The sequence below is a fragment of the Rhizobium sp. WW22 genome (assembly GCF_047041135.1).
GTDB lineage: Bacteria > Pseudomonadota > Alphaproteobacteria > Rhizobiales > Rhizobiaceae > Rhizobium.
Genome location: NZ_CP178199.1, coordinates 88898 through 110976 on the forward strand (window position 1 = coordinate 88898; position 22079 = coordinate 110976).

At 57.4% G+C, this 22079-nt stretch carries 22 protein-coding genes and 2 pseudogenes; 6 read left to right on the forward strand and 18 right to left on the reverse strand.

Annotated features, from left to right (window positions below):
• Positions 1-137: 137 nt before the first annotated feature.
• Positions 138-3425 (reverse strand): Ti-type conjugative transfer relaxase TraA, encoded by a 3288-nt coding sequence (gene traA / locus ACK83U_RS19275; RefSeq protein WP_412474965.1) that lies wholly within the window; start codon positions 3423-3425, stop codon positions 138-140.
• A 231-nt stretch (positions 3426-3656) separates the two neighbouring features.
• Positions 3657-3830 carry a choline/carnitine O-acyltransferase gene (locus tag ACK83U_RS19280; protein WP_162708116.1) on the reverse strand — a complete coding sequence of 58 codons (174 nt, stop codon included), beginning with the start codon at positions 3828-3830 and terminating at the stop codon, positions 3657-3659.
• Between ACK83U_RS19280 and ACK83U_RS19285 the strand changes: the two are divergent.
• Both ACK83U_RS19285 and ACK83U_RS19290 read left to right on the forward strand, forming a co-directional pair.
• Positions 3753-3988: pseudogene (locus ACK83U_RS19285) on the forward strand (mobilization protein). The gene ACK83U_RS19280 and the pseudogene ACK83U_RS19285 sit on opposite strands and share 78 nt — an antisense overlap.
• Positions 3985-5559, forward strand: a complete 1575-nt coding sequence (locus ACK83U_RS19290; protein WP_112611338.1) for a type IV secretory system conjugative DNA transfer family protein — start codon at positions 3985-3987, stop codon at positions 5557-5559. Before ACK83U_RS19285 ends, ACK83U_RS19290 begins: the two are co-directional and overlap by 4 nt.
• A gap of 84 nt (positions 5560-5643) precedes the next feature.
• Here the strand turns inward: ACK83U_RS19290 and ACK83U_RS19295 are convergent, their stop codons facing one another.
• Together ACK83U_RS19295 and ACK83U_RS19300 are read right to left on the reverse strand one after the other, a co-directional pair.
• Complete coding sequence (locus ACK83U_RS19295) at positions 5644-5916, reverse strand: hypothetical protein (protein ID WP_112611391.1); 273 nt, start codon at positions 5914-5916, stop codon at positions 5644-5646.
• A gap of 132 nt (positions 5917-6048) precedes the next feature.
• Positions 6049-6264 carry a helix-turn-helix domain-containing protein gene (locus tag ACK83U_RS19300; RefSeq protein WP_112611393.1) on the reverse strand — a complete coding sequence of 72 codons (216 nt, stop codon included), beginning with the start codon at positions 6262-6264 and terminating at the stop codon, positions 6049-6051.
• 161 nt (positions 6265-6425) lie between these two features.
• Between ACK83U_RS19300 and ACK83U_RS19305 the strand changes: the two genes are divergently transcribed.
• Together ACK83U_RS19305 and ACK83U_RS19310 are read left to right on the forward strand one after the other, a co-directional pair.
• Entirely contained in the window at positions 6426-7586 is a 1161-nt protein-coding gene (locus ACK83U_RS19305) for a hypothetical protein (protein ID WP_246712237.1), read from the forward strand.
• 130 nt (positions 7587-7716) lie between these two features.
• A complete protein-coding gene (locus tag ACK83U_RS19310) occupies positions 7717-8790 on the forward strand; it encodes an NAD(P)/FAD-dependent oxidoreductase (RefSeq protein ID WP_162708118.1) in 1074 nt (357 codons plus the stop codon).
• Positions 8791-9351: 561 nt separating this feature from the next.
• Here ACK83U_RS19310 and ACK83U_RS19315 read toward each other — a convergent pair.
• The 8 genes and pseudogenes from ACK83U_RS19315 to ACK83U_RS19350 all read right to left on the reverse strand — a co-directional run bounded on the left by ACK83U_RS19315 (position 9352) and on the right by ACK83U_RS19350 (position 15913).
• A complete protein-coding gene (locus ACK83U_RS19315; protein WP_412474966.1) occupies positions 9352-10350 on the reverse strand; it encodes a hypothetical protein in 999 nt (332 codons plus the stop codon).
• 212 nt (positions 10351-10562) lie between these two features.
• Positions 10563-11776 (reverse strand): annotated as a pseudogene (gene repC, locus ACK83U_RS19320) (plasmid replication protein RepC).
• Between the two features lie 155 nt (positions 11777-11931).
• Positions 11932-12918, reverse strand: coding sequence for a plasmid partitioning protein RepB (gene repB, locus ACK83U_RS19325; RefSeq protein ID WP_112611342.1), 987 nt, complete (start codon positions 12916-12918; stop codon positions 11932-11934).
• Between the two features lie 65 nt (positions 12919-12983).
• Complete coding sequence (gene repA, locus ACK83U_RS19330) at positions 12984-14162, reverse strand: plasmid partitioning protein RepA (RefSeq protein WP_162708124.1); 1179 nt, start codon at positions 14160-14162, stop codon at positions 12984-12986.
• A gap of 396 nt (positions 14163-14558) precedes the next feature.
• Positions 14559-14930 carry a hypothetical protein gene (locus ACK83U_RS19335; RefSeq protein WP_112611346.1) on the reverse strand — a complete coding sequence of 124 codons (372 nt, stop codon included), beginning with the start codon at positions 14928-14930 and terminating at the stop codon, positions 14559-14561.
• The gene (locus ACK83U_RS19340) at positions 14927-15220 is read right to left on the reverse strand and encodes a DUF6516 family protein (RefSeq protein WP_348648165.1); all 294 of its coding nucleotides are present in this window, start codon (positions 15218-15220) and stop codon (positions 14927-14929) included. Before ACK83U_RS19340 ends, ACK83U_RS19335 begins: the two co-directional genes overlap by 4 nt.
• Positions 15221-15371: 151 nt before the next feature.
• Complete coding sequence (locus ACK83U_RS19345) at positions 15372-15566, reverse strand: hypothetical protein (RefSeq protein ID WP_112611348.1); 195 nt, start codon at positions 15564-15566, stop codon at positions 15372-15374.
• Positions 15563-15913, reverse strand: a complete 351-nt coding sequence (locus ACK83U_RS19350; protein WP_162708120.1) for a hypothetical protein — start codon at positions 15911-15913, stop codon at positions 15563-15565. Before ACK83U_RS19350 ends, ACK83U_RS19345 begins: the two co-directional genes overlap by 4 nt.
• Here ACK83U_RS19350 and ACK83U_RS19355 point away from each other — a divergent pair.
• Positions 15900-16586, forward strand: coding sequence for a hypothetical protein (locus tag ACK83U_RS19355; protein WP_112611352.1), 687 nt, complete (start codon positions 15900-15902; stop codon positions 16584-16586). The genes ACK83U_RS19350 and ACK83U_RS19355 overlap by 14 nt on opposite strands.
• Before the next feature lie 251 nt (positions 16587-16837).
• Here ACK83U_RS19355 and ACK83U_RS19360 read toward each other — a convergent pair whose 3' ends face one another.
• The 3 genes from ACK83U_RS19360 to ACK83U_RS19370 are packed head-to-tail and all read right to left on the reverse strand — an operon-like array spanning position 16838 to position 18668.
• Complete coding sequence (locus ACK83U_RS19360) at positions 16838-18013, reverse strand: site-specific integrase (RefSeq protein ID WP_112611354.1); 1176 nt, start codon at positions 18011-18013, stop codon at positions 16838-16840.
• Positions 18010-18414 carry a type II toxin-antitoxin system VapC family toxin gene (locus ACK83U_RS19365; RefSeq protein WP_112611356.1) on the reverse strand — a complete coding sequence of 135 codons (405 nt, stop codon included), beginning with the start codon at positions 18412-18414 and terminating at the stop codon, positions 18010-18012. Before ACK83U_RS19365 ends, ACK83U_RS19360 begins: the two co-directional genes overlap by 4 nt.
• A complete protein-coding gene (locus ACK83U_RS19370; protein ID WP_112611358.1) occupies positions 18411-18668 on the reverse strand; it encodes a type II toxin-antitoxin system VapB family antitoxin in 258 nt (85 codons plus the stop codon). Before ACK83U_RS19370 ends, ACK83U_RS19365 begins: the two co-directional genes overlap by 4 nt.
• A gap of 346 nt (positions 18669-19014) precedes the next feature.
• Here ACK83U_RS19370 and ACK83U_RS19375 point away from each other — a divergent pair, with 346 nt between their 5' ends.
• Positions 19015-19407 (forward strand): hypothetical protein, encoded by a 393-nt coding sequence (locus ACK83U_RS19375; protein WP_183715474.1) that lies wholly within the window; start codon positions 19015-19017, stop codon positions 19405-19407.
• A gap of 7 nt (positions 19408-19414) precedes the next feature.
• Here the strand turns inward: ACK83U_RS19375 and ACK83U_RS19380 are convergent, their stop codons facing one another.
• The 3 genes from ACK83U_RS19380 to ACK83U_RS19390 all read right to left on the reverse strand — a co-directional run bounded on the left by ACK83U_RS19380 (position 19415) and on the right by ACK83U_RS19390 (position 21807).
• Complete coding sequence (locus ACK83U_RS19380; protein ID WP_412475041.1) at positions 19415-20092, reverse strand: IS66 family transposase; 678 nt, start codon at positions 20090-20092, stop codon at positions 19415-19417.
• 518 nt (positions 20093-20610) lie between these two features.
• Positions 20611-21066: a hypothetical protein gene (locus ACK83U_RS19385; protein ID WP_112611360.1), complete on the reverse strand. Its 456-nt coding sequence runs from the start codon at positions 21064-21066 to the stop codon at positions 20611-20613.
• A gap of 129 nt (positions 21067-21195) precedes the next feature.
• The gene (locus ACK83U_RS19390; RefSeq protein WP_112611362.1) at positions 21196-21807 is read right to left on the reverse strand and encodes a phosphotransferase-like protein; all 612 of its coding nucleotides are present in this window, start codon (positions 21805-21807) and stop codon (positions 21196-21198) included.
• Between the last annotated feature and the right edge of the window lie 272 nt (positions 21808-22079).

Here is a 22079-nt window from a genome sequence, read left to right on the forward strand (position 1 = left end):
AGAAAAGTAGCGACAATTTCAACGAATGCGACGGTTGGGGCTCCGCCTGCAGCAGACCCCCTCGCCCGAAAAAGGGTCGGGATAGCCGAAGCCAAATGGCCTGGTGCCTTAACCCGGGACATCCACTTGCAAGCGAACTACATCCCCAATCCCAGCCCTTTGTTCAGGGTCCGCTTTAACTCGTATTGACGCGACAGCTCTGCCTTCTGTGCCCGATCGGTAATACGAGCGACAGCCTCGATGCGATGGAGCTTATCGGCAACCTCTGGTCCAAGCCGCAGGTTCCCTTTCTTCAACTCGCGCGGATCGGAACTGCCGAACCGTTGCTCAAGCGCCTGGACGATCGTCTTCGCCTCATGGAGGGCCTGTCGTCCTTCCGGCGTGCCGGACAGTTGCTCAAGGAACTTCGGCTTGTCGGCCTGAGAGAGGGCATCGAACTGCTTCAGCAGCTCCTCGCTGCGGCTAGTCAGTCCGGGCACCTCGACCACATCGCGCTTCTCGCGGTGCCAGGTTTCGGATTGACGCTCCGCCTCCAGCCGGCGCTCCCAGCTGAGACCTGCGGCCGCGACATGATTGCTCAGCGCGGTGGAGTAGTGCCTTGCAGCCTTGCGCTGCCTGTTCTCGCCCAACAGGCCCACTTTTCCACACAGCTCACCGAACTGCTCCGGATGCTCGGCGACAGTTTTGGCGAGCGCCTCGCGGCCAATCCCTTGGTCCACGATCGCCGCGCTGATCCTCTCCGCGGCGCCGACGGGATCCGTGTAGACATGGCGGCCAACGGAACGCACCGTGTCCATGGCATCCTGCAGATGCGGCTGTGCCCTCTCCCGGGCTATGTCCTCGACACTGCGGGAATATCCCGTGATCGCGGGCACCAGTGGCGCCACCCTCTCGAGCTGCTTCTCCCCTACCCGCCCGACCTGCTCCGGTGCTGCCGACATCTGAGCCTGGGCCTGCGTCGGTGACGCAAGATCGATGGCAATCTCGCTGCGAACGCCAAACTCTTCGGCAATCCCCCGCCGCTCGGCAAAGACGCCGATATAATCGAGCGTCGTTTCCTTCGCGCCAGAGCGGCTCAAGCTCGTGCTGAGCACCTTCATATCCTTGAGCTCGTCCGAAGCCGCATAAAGCTTCACGCTGTCGCGGTGACGCGTCATGGCCACATACGTCAGATGCCGGTCCATGCTGGCGGACGCCATGACGAACGCTCGGTCGACGGTCGCCCCTTGAGACTTATGGATCGTCGTTGCGTAGCCATGATCAAAGGCTTGGTAACTATTGACTGGTATCGAGATGGTCCGGGCGCCGTTCCGCCCGTCGCCTGAGCCGTCGAGACGTATTTGTAGTGCGTCCGCCTCGACGGCCTCAACCGTTCCCAACATGCCATTCTTCACACCGAGATCGCGGTTGTTCTCCAACAGAAGGATACGATCGCCGGGTGCAAAGGCGCGCTTGCCGTCATTGGTCTGATAGACCAGTTCGCGGCCCAGCGTTTCTGCGTCCCGGTTGACCTTGGCCGCGCCCTCACCTGCGCCAGACGCCAACAGCCCACGCTCCTGAAGCGCGGCACGAATATCCGCATTGATCGCCCGAACGTCGGCGCGGCGATGCGCCAGTGCGATGCGGGAACCCGATGGATGCTGCTCAAGATCCGCCAGGTAGTCGCGCACCAACGAGGCCCGTGTCTCGTCCCTGTCAGCACCGAACTGAACCCCACCCCGATCGGCATGGGCGGTCAGTCCCTCGACCGTTCGATGGGTGGCAAAGGCGATCGACGCATGGCGCTGCCAATCCTCCTTCTGTCGGCGGATTTCCGAGAGCTCGACCGCACCCACCTGCTCGGCGATCGCCCTGAAGGGTGAGCCGGCGCCGATCGCCTGCAACTGCTCGTGATCGCCGACGAGCACCAGCTTTGCTCCCCTCGCCTCCACTTCAGCGACGAACCGTGCCAGTTGTCGGCTGCCAACCATGCCGGCTTCATCGATGACCAGGATGTCGCCCTTTCCAAGCTCGCCCTTCCCTGCCTGCCAGCCATATTCCCACGAGGCCAATGTGCGCGAGGCGATGCCAGAGGACTCTTCCAATCCCTCCGCCGCCTTGCCGGCGAGTGCGGCCCCGTGAACGCGGTAGCCCTGGCGCTCCCAGGCATCGCGCGCGGCCGCCAGCATCGTCGACTTTCCCGCTCCCGCAAACCCGATCACAACAGCGATCTGCTGCGCTCCGGTGACGTGCTGAATGGCCAGGCGCTGCTCCTCGCTCAAGCCGGACCGCTCGATCGCTCGCTCTCGATCGACAAGCGGCATCACGTCGCGTTCAACTTTTCCGGAGAGGGAGGACGCGGTCCTTGCCCGGATGGCGCTGTCCTGTAGGATTATAGCCTGATCGACATGATGTCGATCAACACCATGGCCGAGAGCGCTCGCCATTTTCGATGCCCTCTCGGCCATGGCATGTTCGATCTCGACCATCTCCCGCGTCGAGTAACGCGCCAGCTCACCGTCCCGCTCGGGCTGCAGTTCGACCAATGCCGACGACGCCATGACGGAAGCAAAGGCATTCGGGAAACCTTTGATATCGTCGATATAGCGATGCAGCGCCCGCGCCACGTCGTGTCGATCGAACACACTCTTCTCAGCCGTAATGGTCGCCAGAACCTGCTCAGGCTTCTCCCGGATCAGTTCGGCATTGCGCCGGGCCGCCTTCTCATCGAGCCGCGTCCGTGACACCTCCAGCCCACGCCGATCCATCTGCGAGGCATGCACACCCATATGCTCGGTCGGCTCGATCTCCAGCCCACGTTCCTGATGCGATCGATGATCGATCCGCACATCAAGTCCGGCCCGCACCAGATGACGATTGGCGTGGCTATCCCAAGCCTGACGGATATCGCGAAGCTGCATATGAGAGGTTGGCTGATCATGGTTCAACAGCCACTTGTTCTTGCGCTCGATCAGCGTCTTCTCGCCAAGCCCAGTCTCCCGCACCATCCGCGTCGTCATCAACAGATGGGCATGAACGTTGCGAACGTCCTCCTCCCCTTGCGGCTGGTGAATGGCAAAGTCGACCGCGGCACCATAGCGGTTTGCCAAGTCGCGCGCGAAGTCCCTCGTCAGCGAAAGGCGTTGCTCCGAATTGAGCTCATGCGGAAGCGCTAGTTCGAACTCCCGCGCCACCCGCGCATCCTTGCGCACCTCGGCGCGTTCGACCGCATTCCAAAGGTCGGATCGATCGCGTGCCCAATCGGCCACGACACCTTCCGGTAGCACGATCTCCGCGTGTTCGACACCTTGCTTGCGGGTGAAGTCGTGCACCAGGCCATCGCGCTCATTGGTGAGTTTGACGGCCGCACGATAAGCAGCGGATGCAACCGCGCTGCGGCCGCCGCTACGGGCTATCGTCTTCATGCTGAAGTGATAGATCGCCAAATGAGAGTTTTGCGAATTGAAACGGCCAATCGAACATAACAAGCCTTGAGTTGCGCTGCAACTCGTAAGTGCACCCTTAGAAACTACACTCGCTTCGCTCCCTCCGTCGGGATTTAGGCAAGACGCACCAACATCAGTATATATTCAGGGTTGTTGCAGACGCAACGCTGTGTAGTCTCGTGAGCATGCCGGAAAACAATACATCACCGCAACGGCAATCCTTGTTCATCTTCAGAACGGTTCAGTAGACAGCCGGCAGGAAAGGATAACATGGCGCGCAAAACCCTGGAACAACGCATTGCCGAACTGGAGGTTAGCAAGAAGGCGCTGCAGGCGCGTCTTGGAAAACGAGAGCGCGCGGAAGACACGCGGCGAAAGGTGCTGCTTGGGGCGCTCGTGCTGCATCGGCTGGAGAATTCCAACGATGCAGACTTCACCCGACGACTGGGCGACTGGTTGCGGAGCGAGCTACCCGGCTTCCTCACCGCGATGGTGACAAAGCTCTGTTCGACGACATCCTCAAGCCGGGCTCCTCGTCTGAACCGATCGGCGGCGGGAAATGACGTTTGCCCGATTGGTGAAACTGACTGTCAAGGCGCCGGTCATGGCCGTCGGATGTGCGATCATCGGCACTCTTCTTGCCGGACTGCTCGTGCTTGCCAACGGTCTCATCCATCTGGTTGCTGGGATTGAGCATGGGGCTGTCAGCCAACTCTTCGTTGCCGTCGTCAAATATCTGCCGCTTCTATTTGGTGTCGGAGGTTTCCTCTCGGCCTTCATGACGGATGCTCCGATCGCTGCCGTGTTCGGCTCTGCCCGTTGGGCAACGACGAAAGAATTGCGGACGCTCTCGGCCATCGATAACGGCCTGCTGATCGGCCGGGATCCGGTGACGAACAAGCTGCTGCGCTATGACGGACCCGCGCATCTGCTGACAATGGCGCCGACACGAACCGGCAAGGGCGTTGGCACCATCATTCCCAATTTGCTGACCGCCGAACGCTCGGTGATCTGCATCGATCCGAAGGGTGAGAATGCCAAGGTCACCGGACGCACTCGGGCGCGGTTCGGGCTGGTCCATATCCTCGATCCGTTCGCCGTGACGGGACAACGATCGGCCGCCTTCAATCCCCTCGATACGCTCGATCCGAATGGCCTCGACGTCGCCGAAGACGCAAGCACGCTTGCCGACGCGCTCGTCTTCGATGAACCCGGCATGGCCGGGGAAGCGCATTGGAACGAGGAGGCCAAGGCGCTCATCGCCGGGCTGATCCTCGCGATTGCCGTTGGGGAATCTCCGGAGCGCCGACACCTCGCAACGCTGCGAGAATATCTGACGTTTCCACCGGAACGGTTCGCCACGCTGCTCGCCGTCATGCGGGAGATGGAAGAGGTGAACGGTCTGATTGCCCGCGCCGCCAATCGACATCTCGGAAAGTCCGATCGGGAGGCGGCCGGCGTTCTCTCTGCCGCCCAACGTCACACCCATTTCCTAGACAGTCCGCGCATGACCGCCGTGCTCGGCCGATCGGATTTCCGCTTTGCTGACCTTAAGCGCAACAACGCAACGGTGTTCCTGGTACTGCCACCGGATCGGCTTTCCACCTATTCGCGATGGCTGCGGTTGCTGGTCACCCAAAGCCTCACCGACATGGCGCGTGATCCCGCCTCCCCTACCCGGCCCGTGCTCTACCTGCTCGACGAATTCGCCGCCCTTGGCCATCTCGCTCCCGTTGAACGCGCCATGGGTCTGATGGCCGGTTATGGCGTTCAGCTCTGGCCAATCCTCCAGGACATCCATCAGCTGCGCGCCACCTATGGAAAGCGCGCCGGCACCTTCCTGTCGAATGCCGCTGTCCTTCAGGTGTTTGGGGTCAATGATATCGAAACCGCTGAGCTCATCACTCGTTCGATCGGCAAAACAGACGCGCAGTACATCACCCGATCGTGGAGCGAGGGTAAGAACTCCACATCGGAACACATCTCGGCACGTGATCTCATCAACGCCGACGAGATCCTGCGCCTGCCAGACGACAAGATGGTTGTGCTGAGACAAGGGCAGCGGCCGGCATGGGTTAAGAAGTTGCGCTACTATGCCGATGTGGAATTCGAAGGGAGGTTCGATCCGGCGTGAACGGCCTCCCGCGGGTCGGCGCCCCTTCACGGGCAGGTTCGCAGGACCTCCCACAAGCCATCCTCACGATGCAAATCGCTCTTCCTAAGCTTCGCGGTGCGCCGCAACCGACCTCATGGGGAACATGTCTTCCCCATAATGGTGAAGGCGTGTGTGATGGCGCCGGCAGAGCCAACGAACTTGCAACGGGTTGTCGTACTGGTCGTGGTGGGCGTCGACTGCTTCAATGCCGCAGACCTCGCAGACACCTTTTTCCAGTTGCCCGGTCTTCAAGGCTCTCTGGACCGCCAGATGCGCGTCGTACTTTGCTGGGTTTGCCCGACGCCAATCCGCCTGTCGTGTCTCGCTCTCGATCATGATGTTGGCCCAGTCATGTTGTTTCGAGTATGTATTGTCGAAGGCAATGCCCGTAATGGTTTGTGCGCCAAGCACTTACGGTAGTCGGCGACTAATCTTCGAGAGATATCCAGTGCCAAAGCCGCCTCCTGATTATAATTGTGATTTTGGCCTAGAGAATCGAACGCCGACGCCACCCCCGTTTTCGGGGATAAATTCGATACCTGCCTTCTCGAAGGCAACTTGGATAGCTTCAACGGTTGAAGCCCGAAGCTGTTCACCTCGTTCTAACCTGGCGATCGTATCGGGAGATACGTGCGCGAATTTGGCCAAATCGCGAGTTCCCCATCCCAGCGCCGCGCGCGCCATTTTGCACTGAATCGGAATCATTTCGTAACACCGATACGATTTTGTATTGAAGTCTGCTGCATTGGCGGATATCGTATCCATGTTACGATTTCATCGTTCCACCGCTCCTGGTTAGCCCACCACGAGCGGCACGACCAAAATCCATAAGTGAGGCTCGGATCATGGCTGATTCTGAGAATAGCAGAACTTTGCCTGCAATTACGCCTAGAAAAAAGCACTCAGTGAGCGGCGCCACCGAAATCTTACCGCGCGTGATCGACCGCCGGAACCTGCTTCCCGTCGCCGCGCGCCTGCTGAGCGCACTGATCGCGGAATCCCGGCAACCCAGGCAGAGTGGTCCGACGCCCGTCAGAGAAATGTGGCCTCGCTGGTACGAGTACCACCAGCAGCACGTGAGGGCCATCCGTCTTAGGGAAAAGCTGAAGGCGGAACTGCTCAAAGCGGCCGGCGGCCTTCCTGTGGTTATGCTTCCGAACGTCGGAAAGGATGGCGTCGTCGAGGTTCGCTCTTTTGCCGACATCAATCGAATGGCCTCTCAGTTCGATACCGAACACCTGTCTCAAGCGCGAGCGGAGCTTCGTCGGCGCCGGAAACGATGGAAAGAAGCGGATCGGCGCCTGGGATACAGTGCGATCCTTGCCCGAGAACAAGAACTCGCGGAACGGGCTGGGATATCCGGACGTGTCATGTGGATCACACGACCCTCCTCGCTGATCGAAGTCACGGCGAAGCTCCATTGCCTGATCGTCATGCACGATCCCGGCTTGAAGCTTGAAGAAGCACCTTGGCCCGAACTACGGACAATGCTGAAGGATCTCCTTCTCCTTATGGAAAAGGGCTGGCCGGAACCAGGCAATGGACCTGCATATACCGGCAAGGCAGCGGATGTACGAGGCATTCTAAATTTGGCAGCCCGATACCGAGACGCCGCCAACACGCTTGGCGAGGGTTTGTCGAAGCCCAATCACCTTCCGCGACGTCTTCTGGCTCTCCATTCGATTAAGCTGTATCTGGATGCTCTTCTGCTTGCTAACGGCCTTAATCGCCAGACAATCTGCAGCTTTGAGGGCAATTTAAACGAGCGAACTCGCGTCGCAATGGATCTCGGCCTGGTTCTACGCAAGCGTACAGCGGCACATTTGGCAACTCTCTCATCAAGCAGAGAGTATCTCGCCGTCAGTTATGGATCGGAGACGACGGCTACGCTCTCGCAGATGAATCGAGTCATGGCAACTCTGGATGAAGTCTCGCTAAAAGTACGAAAGATGTTGAGAGGGTTGCACGGTAGAAGAGACGATCATTCCCGTCATAACGCAAGCTAGTTGGTGATTTCGGGCAACAGTGAGGGTGCTCATCATTTGAAGCTCTGAAAAACGTCATTCCTTTCACGACGGTGTCACCGACGCAGCCTAGCCGACCAGTCTACGTTTTTCTTTTCGTGAGATCCCTTTCTTGAAACATCATCGTCCGCACATCGTAGTTATCGGCGCAGGTATCATCGGTTCGGCGATAACATACAATCTAGCCATTCGGGGTGCGGACGTCTCACTCATTGATCAAGGCATAATGGCCGGTTCCGGCGTGACAGGTCGAGCGTTTGGTTGGATCAACGTTATCAACGGAGTACCAGGCACCAGTAGTTATGCCCTCTGGCGCCAGGCCGTCGCTGAGTACCGAAACCTGAGAGATGCCCTGCCAACGACCTTTTCCGACGCTCGTTCCGGTTCCCTGCTGTGGAAGGCTACATCAGAGGAAACCGAGCAGTTTGCAGAACTTCACCGGAATGCCGGGGAGCGCATTGACCTGTTGCAACGAAGCGCCATACAGAAGCTGGAACCACGCCTCCGCCAAGTACCGAACCTCGCCGCGTTCTCACCGAATGATCTGGCTCTCGACCCAATGCAGCTTGCCAAAGACTTGGTAACTGCTGCAAGTGCCGCTGGTGCCTCGACGCGTTTCGGGGCGGCCGTCAGTGCTATTGACGCTGTCAATGGCAAAGTCTCCGGGATACGAGTCGGGGATGAGAAAATCGCTATCGACATTGTAGTTATAGCGGCGGGTGCTGGTGTCCACATGCTAGCTGATCGACTTGGTGTTCAAACAGGCCTGAGGACGTCTCCGGCCTTGCTTCTCCGCTACGCTTGTGATTGCCGCATCATCAACCACATCCTGCGTAGTCCGCAGCTGGAAATTAGGCAGGCCAGCGACAGCACGCTACTCGTTGCGAAATCCTACATCGACAACGGAGATGAGAATGGCCCTCGGCTCGTCGGTGAGAAAATGTTAGCTGTAATGAAGGAAGAGCTGGATTTACCCAACGAGCCCGCTCTGAAAGGTGCGCAAATCGGCGATCGCCCTGTTTTTGCCGACGGCTTACCGCGGTTCGGATTCCTTCCGGAGATCAGTGGTCTCTATCTTGCAGTCGGCCATCCCGGCGTTACCCTTGCACCATTGATTGGGCGCTTGACCGCAGAGGAGATACTCGAAGGCAGGAACCTGAACTCGGCGCGGCTCTCGCTCGAATGAGCATTGGTGCGCCGCACGAAAATCCACGTCTGGTGCTGCGCAGCTCTACCGTATATCTACGCGCCTTTCATGTTCAGCGACCAACAAGGCCACAGAACGGGTGAGGCAGCTGGCGGCATCCGGTTCATCTACGTTGACCAAGGTCTCGTGCTCGTGCAAACCTGGGACGGAAGGTACGGATAAGTGCAACTACGGCGGAAGTTGCGGCATCCTACAGGTCGATGGAAAGGATTTCGGCCAGACTTAGATAGCGGAGGGACTGGCGGTGCCATTCGTATGCGGCCGAAACGGTTGTCCTCCTACTCCAAGCCCCTGGTGCGGCTACACTCCCCGGAAAGCTCCTACTGGCTCGGCGCTCTCATGAGGCATCTTGACCGGATACGTGGCCGCAGAGAAAATACTTTCCATATCGTTCCGATCCGCAGAGATCAAAACTGAGGGCTGTGTCATCCAAGCAACCAGTGACGTCTGAAAAACAAACCGATCTGGTGACCACCCTTTGGGGAATAGGCGAAGCGTATACCTGCACATGCAAACCTCATTTGAACCGCAGTCTATCCACTAATTGTGCCCACCGCGTTCGTAGGAAATTGGCTCGGCTTCAGACCGGGTTGCCAGCATGAAATCGGGCAACGGTACGTTTGGCATGGTATCGTACGCTTTGAGGATGGTCTCCAATGGCGTCAAAGTCTGCTCGCGGTCCCAATAGACGATCTTCAACCATGTGGCCGCGCGCGCATATTGGCCGGCTCCCAACCAAGTTTCCTCGAGATTGGCCTGTAACATTCGCCGCCCGGCCTCCAACAGGTCATCTTCATCAAACCGCGCCCGCCCTAGCTTATTTAGACAAAGCGCATAGGCAAACGCCCGCGGCTTTAACGTTGTTTTGAGCGATGGGGTTTTCGGCTTCAAGTGCCGCTCATATTCCTCGACTGCGGTGTCGTGCTGACAAGCCTGAAGGCTGAACGCCATGAAGTCGTCAAGAATTCTGTCGACGAGCAGCCGCCGCGAACTATGCGGCAAGCCCTTGATTTCCTGAGGAACGAAACGTTGGAGCTTGTAATCAAACTTGTCGACACCGAGTACCTTGGTAAAGCCGGTTCGCATGTATTCAATCTCTGCTTCTTGTGCGGTTTTCCACGATGCTTCGTCGTTTCCTTTATCGTGCATCCATTGGCCAAGGGCCTTGGCCCAGTGCAATGTCTTGCGGTGGAAGCAGGGCAAGGATCCAAACCTTTCCTCTTCTTTTTCCTCGATGGCCTTGTCCAGCCATTGGAGCGCCCGTGGAAGAACGGGTGCTATTTGCTTTTCACGACGCACCAGCCAGGCACGGATAACATCACTAATGTCATGCACCGCAAAATTCCCCATCGGCCTTGCGGGATCGTATTCTGTACGAAGTGCATGGGCGATAGTTCCATCGATCACCTCATGCATTCGAATGGGATCGAATTTCTTCAAAACTGTCTCCGCTTCCTGGGATTGAAATTCGGAATCCTTGCTGACACCGAGTTCTTGATAAACGCCGTTCCCGCTCTTATGCTGACGGGGTGTCTTCAATGTCGAAGTCCAGAGCCGCGACGAAGACGACGGCCCTTCGCCGTACGCATGAAGCCAACAAACGTCGACGAGCCAAATCGCTCAACTGCCGCCTCACAAGGTACTTGCGACATCCATAAACGCTGGTCGTTTTAAGCAAGTTAAGACCATGGATCAAATGTCGACAGCAGCCCGTAATGTGCGGGACAGAAGTAAGCGGTGCGCCAAGACGACTAAGAAGCCTCTCGAGACGGCGCTCCGTTCAAGCGCATCAACGCCATCAACATCGGCCCCATTGAAAACTCGCCGCGCTCGGCCTTCCGGGTGAGATCACGCAGATATGCTCCGGCCGAATTGATGTGCCCTGCCCTTTCGAGGATGCAAGCCATCACTGCGGCGGCGTTTTCGGGACCGAGGATATCGCAGGCATCCTGATAAGCGCTCGGACTGACGCCCAGCATGGATCGAACCACGACTGCCGCTGACATCAGCTCTCGCCGGCTGCCGATCGAGCCTCCCCGCCCGTAATTCGAGATCTCAGGGCAGGCTTGCAGGACCATACCAAGGGGGAACGCCTTTATCGGCTCCCCCGGAAGTTTCATGGCTTGGCTCGATTTCGCCCCCTGCTCTTTTTCGAGAGCTGGTTCAAGATCAGAAATGGATTCGGGATTTGAATTCTGTATGTGCCGCTCAATTTGAGACTCATTGGCGCGCAATTTATTCATTTTGATCCGCATTTTCAGACGGTTGAGTACTTCTTCGCGAAGCATCGTCAGCTCATCGAGCACATGGGCGACATCATCGATCGTAGCGGCTCGCGGAAGCCGCCCAATGATGTCAAGGAAGATAAGCATGATCTTCTCCCAATCACCCTCCACACCCTCCTCTATCGCAACGTTGACGAGCTTCGAGATGTCACGGCGGCAGATGGTCAGCGTTCTTTGGTCGTACGGAGAAGCTCTCGATCTGCTTGAACCTGGGCAGCGATCGTTTCGATCTCAGCTGCCCGTGCGAGCAATGGAGCCAACGAGAAGCCAAAAGCCTCTGAGACCTCGCCTGCCCCGTCGCGTCGCGCATAGCGCTTTCCATTGGCGCTGTCCTTCCGCAAGATCAAACCGGCCTCTACTAGGACAGCCAAGTGCCGTCGAAGTGTTGCAGCAGTCATTCCCCGGGCACGGATCGAGAGCTGAGCGTTTGATGGGAATACCACCAGCCCGCGCTCCTCCGAAATTTCATCGCCCGGATAGAACGTTAGCAGTGCGTCGAGAACTGTCAGGGCGCGGTCCGATACCCCTAAAGAAGGCCTTGCTTCACAGATCGCGCGAAAGAGCTTCCACTTGTTCCTATTAATGCCGGGTTCGATCTCCTCGGCCAGTTGCTGGCTTGCCAACATGCCAAGCGTCATCGCCCGCCGCCCAAAGGGCGTCGACACACTTCCACTCTCCATTTCCTTCACCTTTCAATAGGCAAAAGAAGTTCGCTCACCAAAACGGTGCCAAAGACCCTTGACTGCGATTCGTGGAAATGCGATTCTCGACCTTGCTAGAGAATACGAGAGAGGCTTCCACGGGCAACCGTTTGGGGGCCTTTTTCTTTTGCTGCCTACCCTTCCTCAGTTTTGGTTGACGACAGAAACTCTTGGTGCAACCGTTCCAAATTCTCAGCGATGAAGCGGCCAAAATTGCCTGCATCATCAGACTTGAGCGCGATTGAATAGCTCTTGCCGGTGCCCTTGAACTCTGCGCGAACCGACGCATCACCCGCTCGCCACTCGCCCTTTTGTGGCACTTCCTTCTCTACCTGATCCGCCTTCTTGATCTCGGACACCAGGAACTCGAAGCGAGCGTCCGATTCGAGGGAGCCGAATGTGTCCCCCTGGACGAGCTTGAGGACAAGCTTCTTGGTGGACGGCTTCTCGATCTTCTGCGCGAAATCGATCCATCTGTCTCGGCCGATGGATTTCGCGGGACCGATCTTCGTTGCAACGGCTTCAGGCACTCGGCCGGATACCGAGAGCATGCGGGTCAACATCGGAGCGTCAGTTGCAAGAGCCGACTGGATCGTAGGCTTGTCATAACCTAGATCGAGCAAGCGTTGAGCAAATATCGATCGCTCGATGAACGACAGGTTTTGTCGAGCCGAGTTTTCCTGGCCTTGGGCGATCACATGTTGGGCGTCAGTGATTTCCTTGACGACTGCCCGAACTTTGCGACCCAGGTCTTTTGCGGCCCGGGCTCGGCGATGGCCGAAAACGATTTGATATCTACCGTGCTTCGACTGGTGAGGGCGCACCAGAATTGGGGAATCTTGCCCTCGTTCCCTGATAGCTTTCACAAGTTCCGAATAGGCGACATCGTCTTCGGCCATACGATCCGAAACAAAGGAGCCGTCGAGATCGGCAGTGTCTAGTTCGAGAACCTGTTCGCCCGCAAGATTCTGGTCGGCGAGGGCGGCTTTTTCAGCTAGCTCGTTCAACGAGCTGATCATCGATCGGGACGCGCCTTTGGCAGCGTAGGTCGGCGCAGGCTTCCTTTCCTGGTCGTCGCTTTTAGGCGACGTGATATTTGAGAATACGTCCCTTCTAGCCATGACAGACACTCGCCTTTGTTGATTTCATTGGAGAAAAATGCCGTTTGTACGGCTGACAATTCTGCTTATGCATTCCGACGCCCCCATGCCTTATGCAGCAGATCGATCACCTCCGCATTCACCGCGTCCATTGATTCACGGGCACGGTCATAGGTCGAAGGCGTGAACTGCGAGCGCTCGACTTCATAGAGCGTTTGTTTGGTCAAACCGGCGTCAGAAATTGCCGTTGATTTCACCATTTGATTTCGCATCATCTGGGCGGCAAACATCGACTGCATGAAACCGACCATTTGCTGCTGTGGAATGTCGGTCGGCTCATATCTCGTCACGAGATACCGGAACCAGTCGAGCGAGACATTCACGCCGACGGCTTCAACCGACTTCAAGATGTTGCCGAGCATCAAGAGGAACTGGCTCATCGACATAATGTCAAGCATCTGAGGATGAACGGTGATCAGGACGGACGTAGCTGCCGTCAACGCTGTGAGCGTGAGGTAGCCGAGCTGCGGAGGGCAATCGACCACGACGATATCATACCGATCGTCGACCTCCGCGAGAGCGTCTCCAATCCGGGTATAGAATAGCTTTCCCGCATTGGAATCTTTCCGCTGCATGGCGATGGGCGTCTCGTACTCGTATTCTTGAAGTTCCAGATTTGCAGGGACGATATCCAGATTAGGGAAGTTAGTCGACTGGATGATTTCGGTGATGGACTTCCGCTCTTCATCGTAGCGCAGCGACTCGTAGAATGAAGCCTTGTCGTCAAGCTCGGGCTGAATGCCGTAGAGTGCGGTCAGCGATGCCTGCGGGTCGAGATCGACCGCAAGGACACGATAGCCACGCAATGCCAGGAACTGCGCCAAGTGTGCAGAGGTCGTTGTTTTACCGGAGCCTCCCTTGAAGTTTACGACGGCGATTACCTGGAGTCGCTCGCCTTCCTTACGGTGCGGAACGCGATCAAGGAGGGCGCGCAAATCATTCATCTGGTCGGCCGAATAGTATCGCCGCCCTGTGGACGTCGTCGTAGCAGGCTCGACGCCCTTGCCTTGAAGATGTAGCTTCTTGAGATAGCTTTGCGAGACACCGACGAAATCGGCAACCTCGGCCAACGAAAATTGGCGCAAAGACTTCTGCGCGTTCGGCGGAAATTTTTCCTGCCGCAGCATGTCGAGCTTTGACGAGATATCGCCCCCTTGTTCAAGGATCGTATCTGCAAAACCCGGCACTTTCTCAGAAGTGGCCATTTTCACGCTCATCTTTCGAAATCCACTCAGTCACGATATTTTGGCACTTCCGCACCAATTATCGGGACAATGCTCCGATTCCGTCTTCATGGCAAGAAAAAGAGGGTAAACGAAAGGTTAACGCGGTCATTCGCTTACAGGAGCCGAGTCGTCGTTCGATGGGAATAGAGAAAGAGGCGGAGGCGGAAGGGCACAGTTTTACACACAAGTATCGCTCCAGCTTGCCGCCACGACCCGGTATATGGCAACACAGCGAGGGGACTGAACGCGCATGATTAGACGGCCTTCGGTCCGGGCGGGCAGGGGTGCGCGAGGATTCTCCTCGCCATCCGCCGTGCCACTGTCTTCACAGAGGAGCCGCATGTTGAATGGAAGCGGTCACATTCCGCTTCTTAATCATGCTACCCTTTTAGCCGGCGTCATTACCATATCCACATGGATATTCTCAAACGGGCAATTTAATGCGCCGCGCTCGTCCTTCTCGATCAACCCCAGATCGACCAATACCGCCGCGTCTTCATGGACACGCTTAACGTCCCGGTCCAATCTCCGCGCCAGTTCCCGCACCCCTACCGTACCGCTTCCCAAAAGCACGTCCAGCAATTGCCAGCGGCGCTCGGTCAAGCGGGAAAAGAAAGCGCCCGGCGTCTCGAAGTTGAGCGTTTCACCCTGATATTCACCCGTCGAAAGACCGCTCGCGGCGCGTTTTCCGGCTGCGCGCAGTGCCGATTTCCAGTCGGCGTTTGTCGTGATCGTCAGTGTTCTCATGACTGCCTCCGCTTTTCGATTTCGGACAGAAAGTCCTCGATGAGTTGGTCGAGTGTTGTGAACTGGTAGGGAAACTCCTTGCCATCCAAATGCATGTGATCGCCTTTTCCACGCTCATTGTCGAAGCCAACAACACGCGCACCGTTCCGAATGTAGACCATACGGTACTTAAATCCGTGGTCGGTTGGGGGAACAGGCGTTGGCACTTTCCAGACGACGAATTGAATAATGCTTCCGTCTGCCTCGACACTCTTATGTTCGGTGATCTTCTGTGCCTTCATGTTGTCCATAATGCCAACATCCTACGGCGTTGTCAAATCCGCCAACATGCCCTCCATTGAAAAACCCGGTGGCAGCGAGGAGAGGCTGCGACCGGCGACCGCTGGTGTTACTCAGCCGCCTCGGGGAAGTCGACTATGCCACCATCGTCGGCGTCATTAATCACGCCTGCAGTATTGTCGTTGCCGTCTCCCCCGCATAGGCCTCTGACAAGAGGCCATTGCCGCCCTGTACCTTGAACATGGCGACACGCAGCGGCGAGGGGAGCCATGCCGTGCCCTGGGCTTGAGCCTCGGCATAGATGCGGCTTCGGCCTTCTTCATACGATTGATCCCGCGGTCCTTTGATTTCTGTCAATGCGGCTTCGATACGATCGCGGGTGAGGTGATTAAATACCTTCCCACCGTCGCCTCGAAGTGATTGCTCATGTCGAGGTCGAGAGCCTTACCAGCACCTCGGCGCGGGCGCTGCGTCTTGCGAAAATCATACTTTTCCTTCACTGCGTCGATGGCATGTGCTGCAGCAAAGGCCAGCAATTCGACAAGCTCATGCTGATCGCGCACAAGGTACCATTCGAGGATATCGGCAGGATTGCCGGGAACGTGATCGAAAATGCATAGACCTTTGGTAACGTAAACAGCATAAGAGCGCTTTTGCATAACCTTACTTGATGCGAATGGGGAAAATATAATGAATATCGCCATTGTCGCGACGGTCGTTGCGTTAGCTCTTCTGCCATCTCCATTATCTGCAGCTTCATTTCAAAATAGGGATGCTGACGAAGCAGTCACCCATTTGATTTTAGGCTTCGAAGAAGGCGACAAGGTCGATATCAGAAGCCCACAGTTTACAGGTGTTCGTATTGCCAGAAAGGTCTCTGAAAAGCCGTTAGCTTTAGCTGTAGATGAAAACGGCATCGCAAAAGACGGCTCACATCGCTCAAGACAAATTTCCTCGCTGTCCGTGACCAAGCTGGACAATTGCACCTTCAGAGTGCGCGTCCAAATATTCGATAACCCGAATTTGGGGGCCGAAACTGCAACTATAAATGAGAAAACGGGGCAAAGCTCGAACGACAGTGTTTACCAATTCGATTTCAGCGGCCTGACTGCGGTAACAATTAGGCCGATATTCGATGGCGTGGCGGAAGAGGTGCGTTTCGAAGGAGCGAAATTACAATGTGTCCAGTCGGTGCCGCTTTCGTTCTGTGATCATGGATCCGGTAAGACTGTGTTCGAGGAACAAGGTATGTGGACCCGTTCACGCGATTTTCTGTTGCCGTATCCATACACTGATGAAGCGAAAATATCTCGACAGAAGAATGCCCAAGAGGCGCTTGTTTATTTTCGCGAGCACATCTGCAAACCCAAGGATTAGGATTCTTTGCTCCGGTAACTACTGAAACCATCTTTGGAAGGCGTGGCATTGCCGCCTAGAACAGGTGACCAGACAATCGGAGACGGCTTCAGTATGACTCCGGGCCTATATGTCGATCTTGAGCCATTTTGCATCAAGGCGAGCTAGGCGTATGGTGCTCTCGCCATTCTTGATGTTCGGCCGTTGATCCGAGTGGAAATTGAACACTTAGAAAAATGCTCTACTCTCGCCTCAGATAGCCAGCCGTGCCGCTACACAAGCAAACGCGCTGCGCGCCCGTTTTTCCTCTCGGCATTGTTATAGTAGCTCGCGGCCTGGGCCACCGACTTATGCAAAGACTGCTGCATCGCCTCCTGCAGCGGCACGCCGCGGTTGGCCGCCTCGGTCAGATAGCCCGATCGCAGCCCATGCGCCGAAAACATCTCTACGTCCAACCCCGCCAGCTTGCACCGGCTTTTCAGGATCAGATTGACCGATTGCGGCGTCAGCGCGCGCCGGTCGATGTTCCCCCACTGGTCGATCCGCCGGAAGAGCGGTCCGCTCTCGATCCTTGATTCTTCAATCCAGCGCTTCAACGCGACAACCGGCCGGCCGATCAGAACGGCATGCGCCTGGTCTTCAGTCGTCGTCGTCTTCGTGCGGCCGAGATGAACGGTGAGACACGGCAGGAGGGGGGAGGCGGGGTTTCGTGGATCGGCATGGACCTGGTCTTCATCGACCAGATCCTCGACCCGCAGACCGGCAACTTCGGAGCGCCGGCGGCCGCCGGAGGCAAAGGCGGTCAGCAGCAAGGCGCGATCGCGAAGATCGACCAGGCGCTCGCCGTTACAGGTGGCCAGCAGCTTTGTCAGAACGTCGGCGGTGACCGCTCGTCTGCTCTTGCTGCGGCGTTGCCGGGGTGCGGCGCGGACTGCCAGTCGCAATGCGGCCTTCAACGAGGGAGCGGTAAAGGATCCCGCTAGGCCACGCCAGCGGGAGAGGATCGACCATGAGGTGAGGCGACGCCTCACGGTATCGGGCGCGTGTGGGCCTTCGGCGCGCAGCAGGCCTTTGGCGCGTAACCCGATCTCGACGTCATCAGGCATGCCGTGGGAAGAATCCTCGGCCCGTTCGACCGGGTCCCAGAGATGATGAGCGACGAATTTCAGGAGCAGGCTCTCCGGCGCCGGCCAGGGGAGGGGGCTGCCTGTCGACAACTCGCACCAGGCTTCGAGATAGCCGAGATCGGAGGCGAGCGCTCTCAGTGTATTCGCGCCCATGCCCTCCTTGGCCAGATGCTTGAGGGTGGCGACATCCTCGTCGGTCAGCAGCGTTGCCAGCTGATCGCGGCGATCGAAAGGCAGGATGGCGTCGAGCGCATCGAGCTCCTCGGCGCGCGCCAGCACCGGATCGGCGGGGGAGATGCGGACGATCGTTTTCCTTGTCATTGGGTAGCCGATGCGGGATGACATCTCACGTCCGTCCGCCCAAAATCTTGCCCCTTGAACAGCAAAGGCGCCTTGGCGATCGCGGCAACGGCGTACGAATAGCAGTCGCCCATATTGAGACTAGCTGGATGGCGACCTTTGCCAAACAGGTCGAAGGCCTTCTCGGCAGCATAGTAATGCCGCTCGCCAAAGGCCACAGCGGTCACATTTGGCAAAGCGACGAGCTGTGAAATGATGGCTGCGGCGTTAGGAAAGCTCTTGCCGGTGAGCACCATTCGTGCCTCAAGCAAGGTCGGCCAGCCAATGACGACCTCCTCACGGGTGACGAGCGCATGAAACCGTTCAGCTTCGGGCTCTCCCAGCGACGTGGCCACAATCACCGACGTATCGACGGCAATCATTTCGGCAAACCGTTTTCGTCGTAAAGATCGTCATGGGCGGAGGTGGTGCCGGGTGGCACGGACCGGCGGCCCTCGGCCATCAGCTCCCAAAGCGTGTCGGCTGGCGTCTGTGCCGACTTTTGCCGCAGTTCTTGGTCGTAGTGCTCGAGCGCAATTTCGACGAGCTTGTTGATTGGTTGGCCGGTGCGTCTGGCCAGCGCATGTGCCAGATCGCGTGCCTTGCTGCTGCGGATGGAAAGCTGCGGTTCGGACATTTGGGCACTCCTGACGCGGATATTATGCCGCAAAGATAGTGCTTTGGGCCGAAGATAGCAAGGAAGGGCCGTCAGATGGCTTACTATCGATACTTGATACCTATCGCTAGTGATCACCGCAGAACAGCACCATCTGAGCAACGGAAACAAACACCGATTTCGATTCACTATTGCGAAACAACAGCGTTAATTCATATGGTTAACAAAGCAAGAAGCTGCCATGGCCGTGGGGTAAAAGGGGCTGATTTTCTGGCACTGCCGGTTTGGCGGGCAATTGTGCCGTTGTTGCTCTTCTACCATAATTGGCTGTGGAGCATAAGACGCGATCAGCGACGGGAGGGGCACAGTGGAAGTGGATGAGATCGATATCGACAGCTTAGATGAAGCGGCGCTGATCTCGCTGGACGACCGCATCGTCGGGCGGCTGCAGGTGTTGGATCTGGAGAAGACGGCGCGAGCGCTGCGGCAAATCAAGATCGGCGGTCGCGTGATGTTCGAAGGGCCGGACAATACGCTGGTCAGCGGCATTGTCGTCCGTCGCAATCGCAAGACGTTGAGCATTCAAGTCGACGACCACACGCAGTGGAATATTTCGCCGCATCTGATCCGGATCACGCAGGACGACATACGAGCGCAGGTCGAGCGGGAGATGCCGTTCCTGACTTTGAACGAGGACGATTATGCTGCATGGATCCGGGCCAATGTGCCGGGCGCCGGCAAGCTGACCTCATCGGGCTGATCCGGGTTCAGCCACGCGCGAGGATGGCGCCGGGCAGGGGCGGGATAGACTGATTGCCATCGCCAACTCCCAGCCGATCGCCGAGGTAGTGCCAGAAGTAGAGCCCGAGTTTCTTGCAGGTCTTCATCAGCCCGAGCATGGTGTCGCGGGCAGTCCGGCCGTCTCTGCTCATAGTGCCGCCGGAGATTTTGCGCTTGGTGACGAAGGTTCGCAGATTATTCTCCGACGCATTGGTATGAAGCGGGATTTCCGGCCGCTCGAGCACCTTCAGCAATTCGTCTTTGCGCCGGTGAAGACGCACCAGTAATGTGTCGAGCGCGTTATAGCCGGTGCGCATGGTAAAGATCCGGTCAAACCGTCGTCGGAAAGCCGGGATGGCCTGCGGTGACGGCTTTTGTTTCCAGGCCTTCAGCGCCTTATAAAATCGCCAGACGAGATCGCGAACCAGCGCGACCGATCGAACCTCTTTCGCCTTTGCCGGCATCAGCTTCTGTAACAACCGTTCCGCATGGATCCAGCACAGAGCATGATTGCCGACGCGGAACTGACCGGCATCGTCGGAGACGATGACCACGTCGCCCACCAGCCCATGATGGCGAATACACCCCCAGAGGCCTGCTTCGGCCAGGACACCAATCCCCTGGCGGTCAAAAATGTCGACACCCCTGCGCGCCAGATATTCCATATACGGCACCTGGTTACTAAAGAGCCGGGGCTCGACACCGCGCAGTTCGGAGCCAAGTGCCGGATCGGCACGACGGTCTTCCAGATAGCCGAACGCCGCGTCGTTGAGGACATAGTCCTGGTAGTTGCCGCGCAACAGCAACAGGAAGTTCAGCCGCGATTTCGATTTCGTGGTGCGGAAGACGGTAAAATGCTCGCCGCCGATCTGGGTCGTATAAAAGTTGGCATGCGCATGGCGGGCGCCGGTGTCGTCGACCGTGACATAGAGGACGACACCAGGCCGGCATGCAACACCGCCGCATCCTCGGCAACAAACCCATCCAGCTCCCTCGTCAGAAGGCGCACGACCTGACGCTTGGAGATCTCGACGCCGATATCATTCAGCAACGTCATCAGTCGCCCAGTCGTCACTTGCCCTTGCGCGTGCAGCATCAGGCAAAACCGCCTGAGGTTCGGCCCATAGCCACCCGTGATCCCCGCGGGCAGCGGTGCCAGCACCGTCTTGCCGCCCGGGGTCAGTCAGCATTCGCGTCGGTAATGAACAAGCTCGGCCGACAGCATCAGTTCCCGCACGAAGCAACTCTTATAGCCTTTGAACCGCGAGCCGACTGGAACACTGGCACGCAAGAACTCTTCCCAGCTGACCCGTTTCACATCCAGCTTTGGGCCGCGCGGCTTCTTCTTGGCCGCCTGTTTGTCGCCAGATTTGATATCGGTCGCCTTATCCATGCCGGACGGCCGAAACGGCGGCCGCGGCGGCAGGTTCTTCAGCCGCGCGATCTCATCACGCAATTGCTGGTTCTCCACCTTCAGCTGGGAATTTTCCAGCCACAGCCCCGCGTTTTCGGCCTCAAGCTTTTCGAGACGAGCCTCGGCCTGTTCAGCCCGCTCCAAAAGGCCAGTCACCAGACTGCGTAGTGCCTTCAGCGATAGGGTGTCGGCATGTTCAGGTGCGGGGAGCCGTCTCTTTGCCATCCCCGGACTGAATCATGATTTGCCCTTGTGGCGGAATCCCCAGAACGAGAATTCGCCCCTGGAGAATACCGTTGTGCACGCTTCTCTGGAGTTGCTCGGCGGGAATATTTCCACAAAGACAGACCGGACCTATTGCAAGCGGGCCGCATCTGCCGTCGGGGGCAAACCGGATTCGCCGGCGCTCACCCAGTTTATATGCTGCCGGATCGCTATTGCACTAGCTTCCACGCTTTTGGACGTGATGTCCAAATCCAGGATAAACGGATGCGAAGGCTTCAGGACACGAGCTTTGCTGCTTCTCTCTCTGGATGCTCGTGTATCAATCGTCTTCAGCCGATCCCGACGAGCAGGCGTGGAGACACGGCGAACAAGTTCTTCCTCATCGCAAAGCAGTCTGACAGGCACCATCAGAGCCTCGCATTGTTGCGAGGCATTGGCGATCTGTTGAAACGTGCGAACGCTACGTTCGTCATCTTCGGTGAGAGCCTGCGTGAAGATGAAATTCGCTGAAGGAGGGCTGTAGGCAACAATTGCGTCTAGGACGGCTTGTCGGATTCTCCCGGTGTATTCCGATATCCCTTTTGGAAGGGGCGTAGTCCCGTCGTCATCTAGCAGGCGGAATATGGGATTATTGAACCAATGGTTATCAATGACTTTTGCGGAAATGAGGGTGCTCAACTCATTTGCAATTGTCAGCTTTCCGACGCCAGGAAAACCCATCAGTAAAACGAAAACACGCATAACGGGGCTAGCTTCTCCATGGTCGGCAAACAGACAATAGGGGATTTCTCCCATGCGGCAATGGCCTCGGCATTTCTTGGGACGGAGCTACCCCCCCCCCCGCATCCACGGGGCTTTTCGCGCTTAGCAAACCTGCTGATTAGGCAAAGCGAACTATCCATACGATGAGGAGCATGTCGATTAGCAATGCGATCACCAGAAGTAGGCTTATGAGCTTTCGTCGCTCTGCCGTCTCCTTGGATTCAACTTTGAAAGCCGCGTTGTAGGCGTTT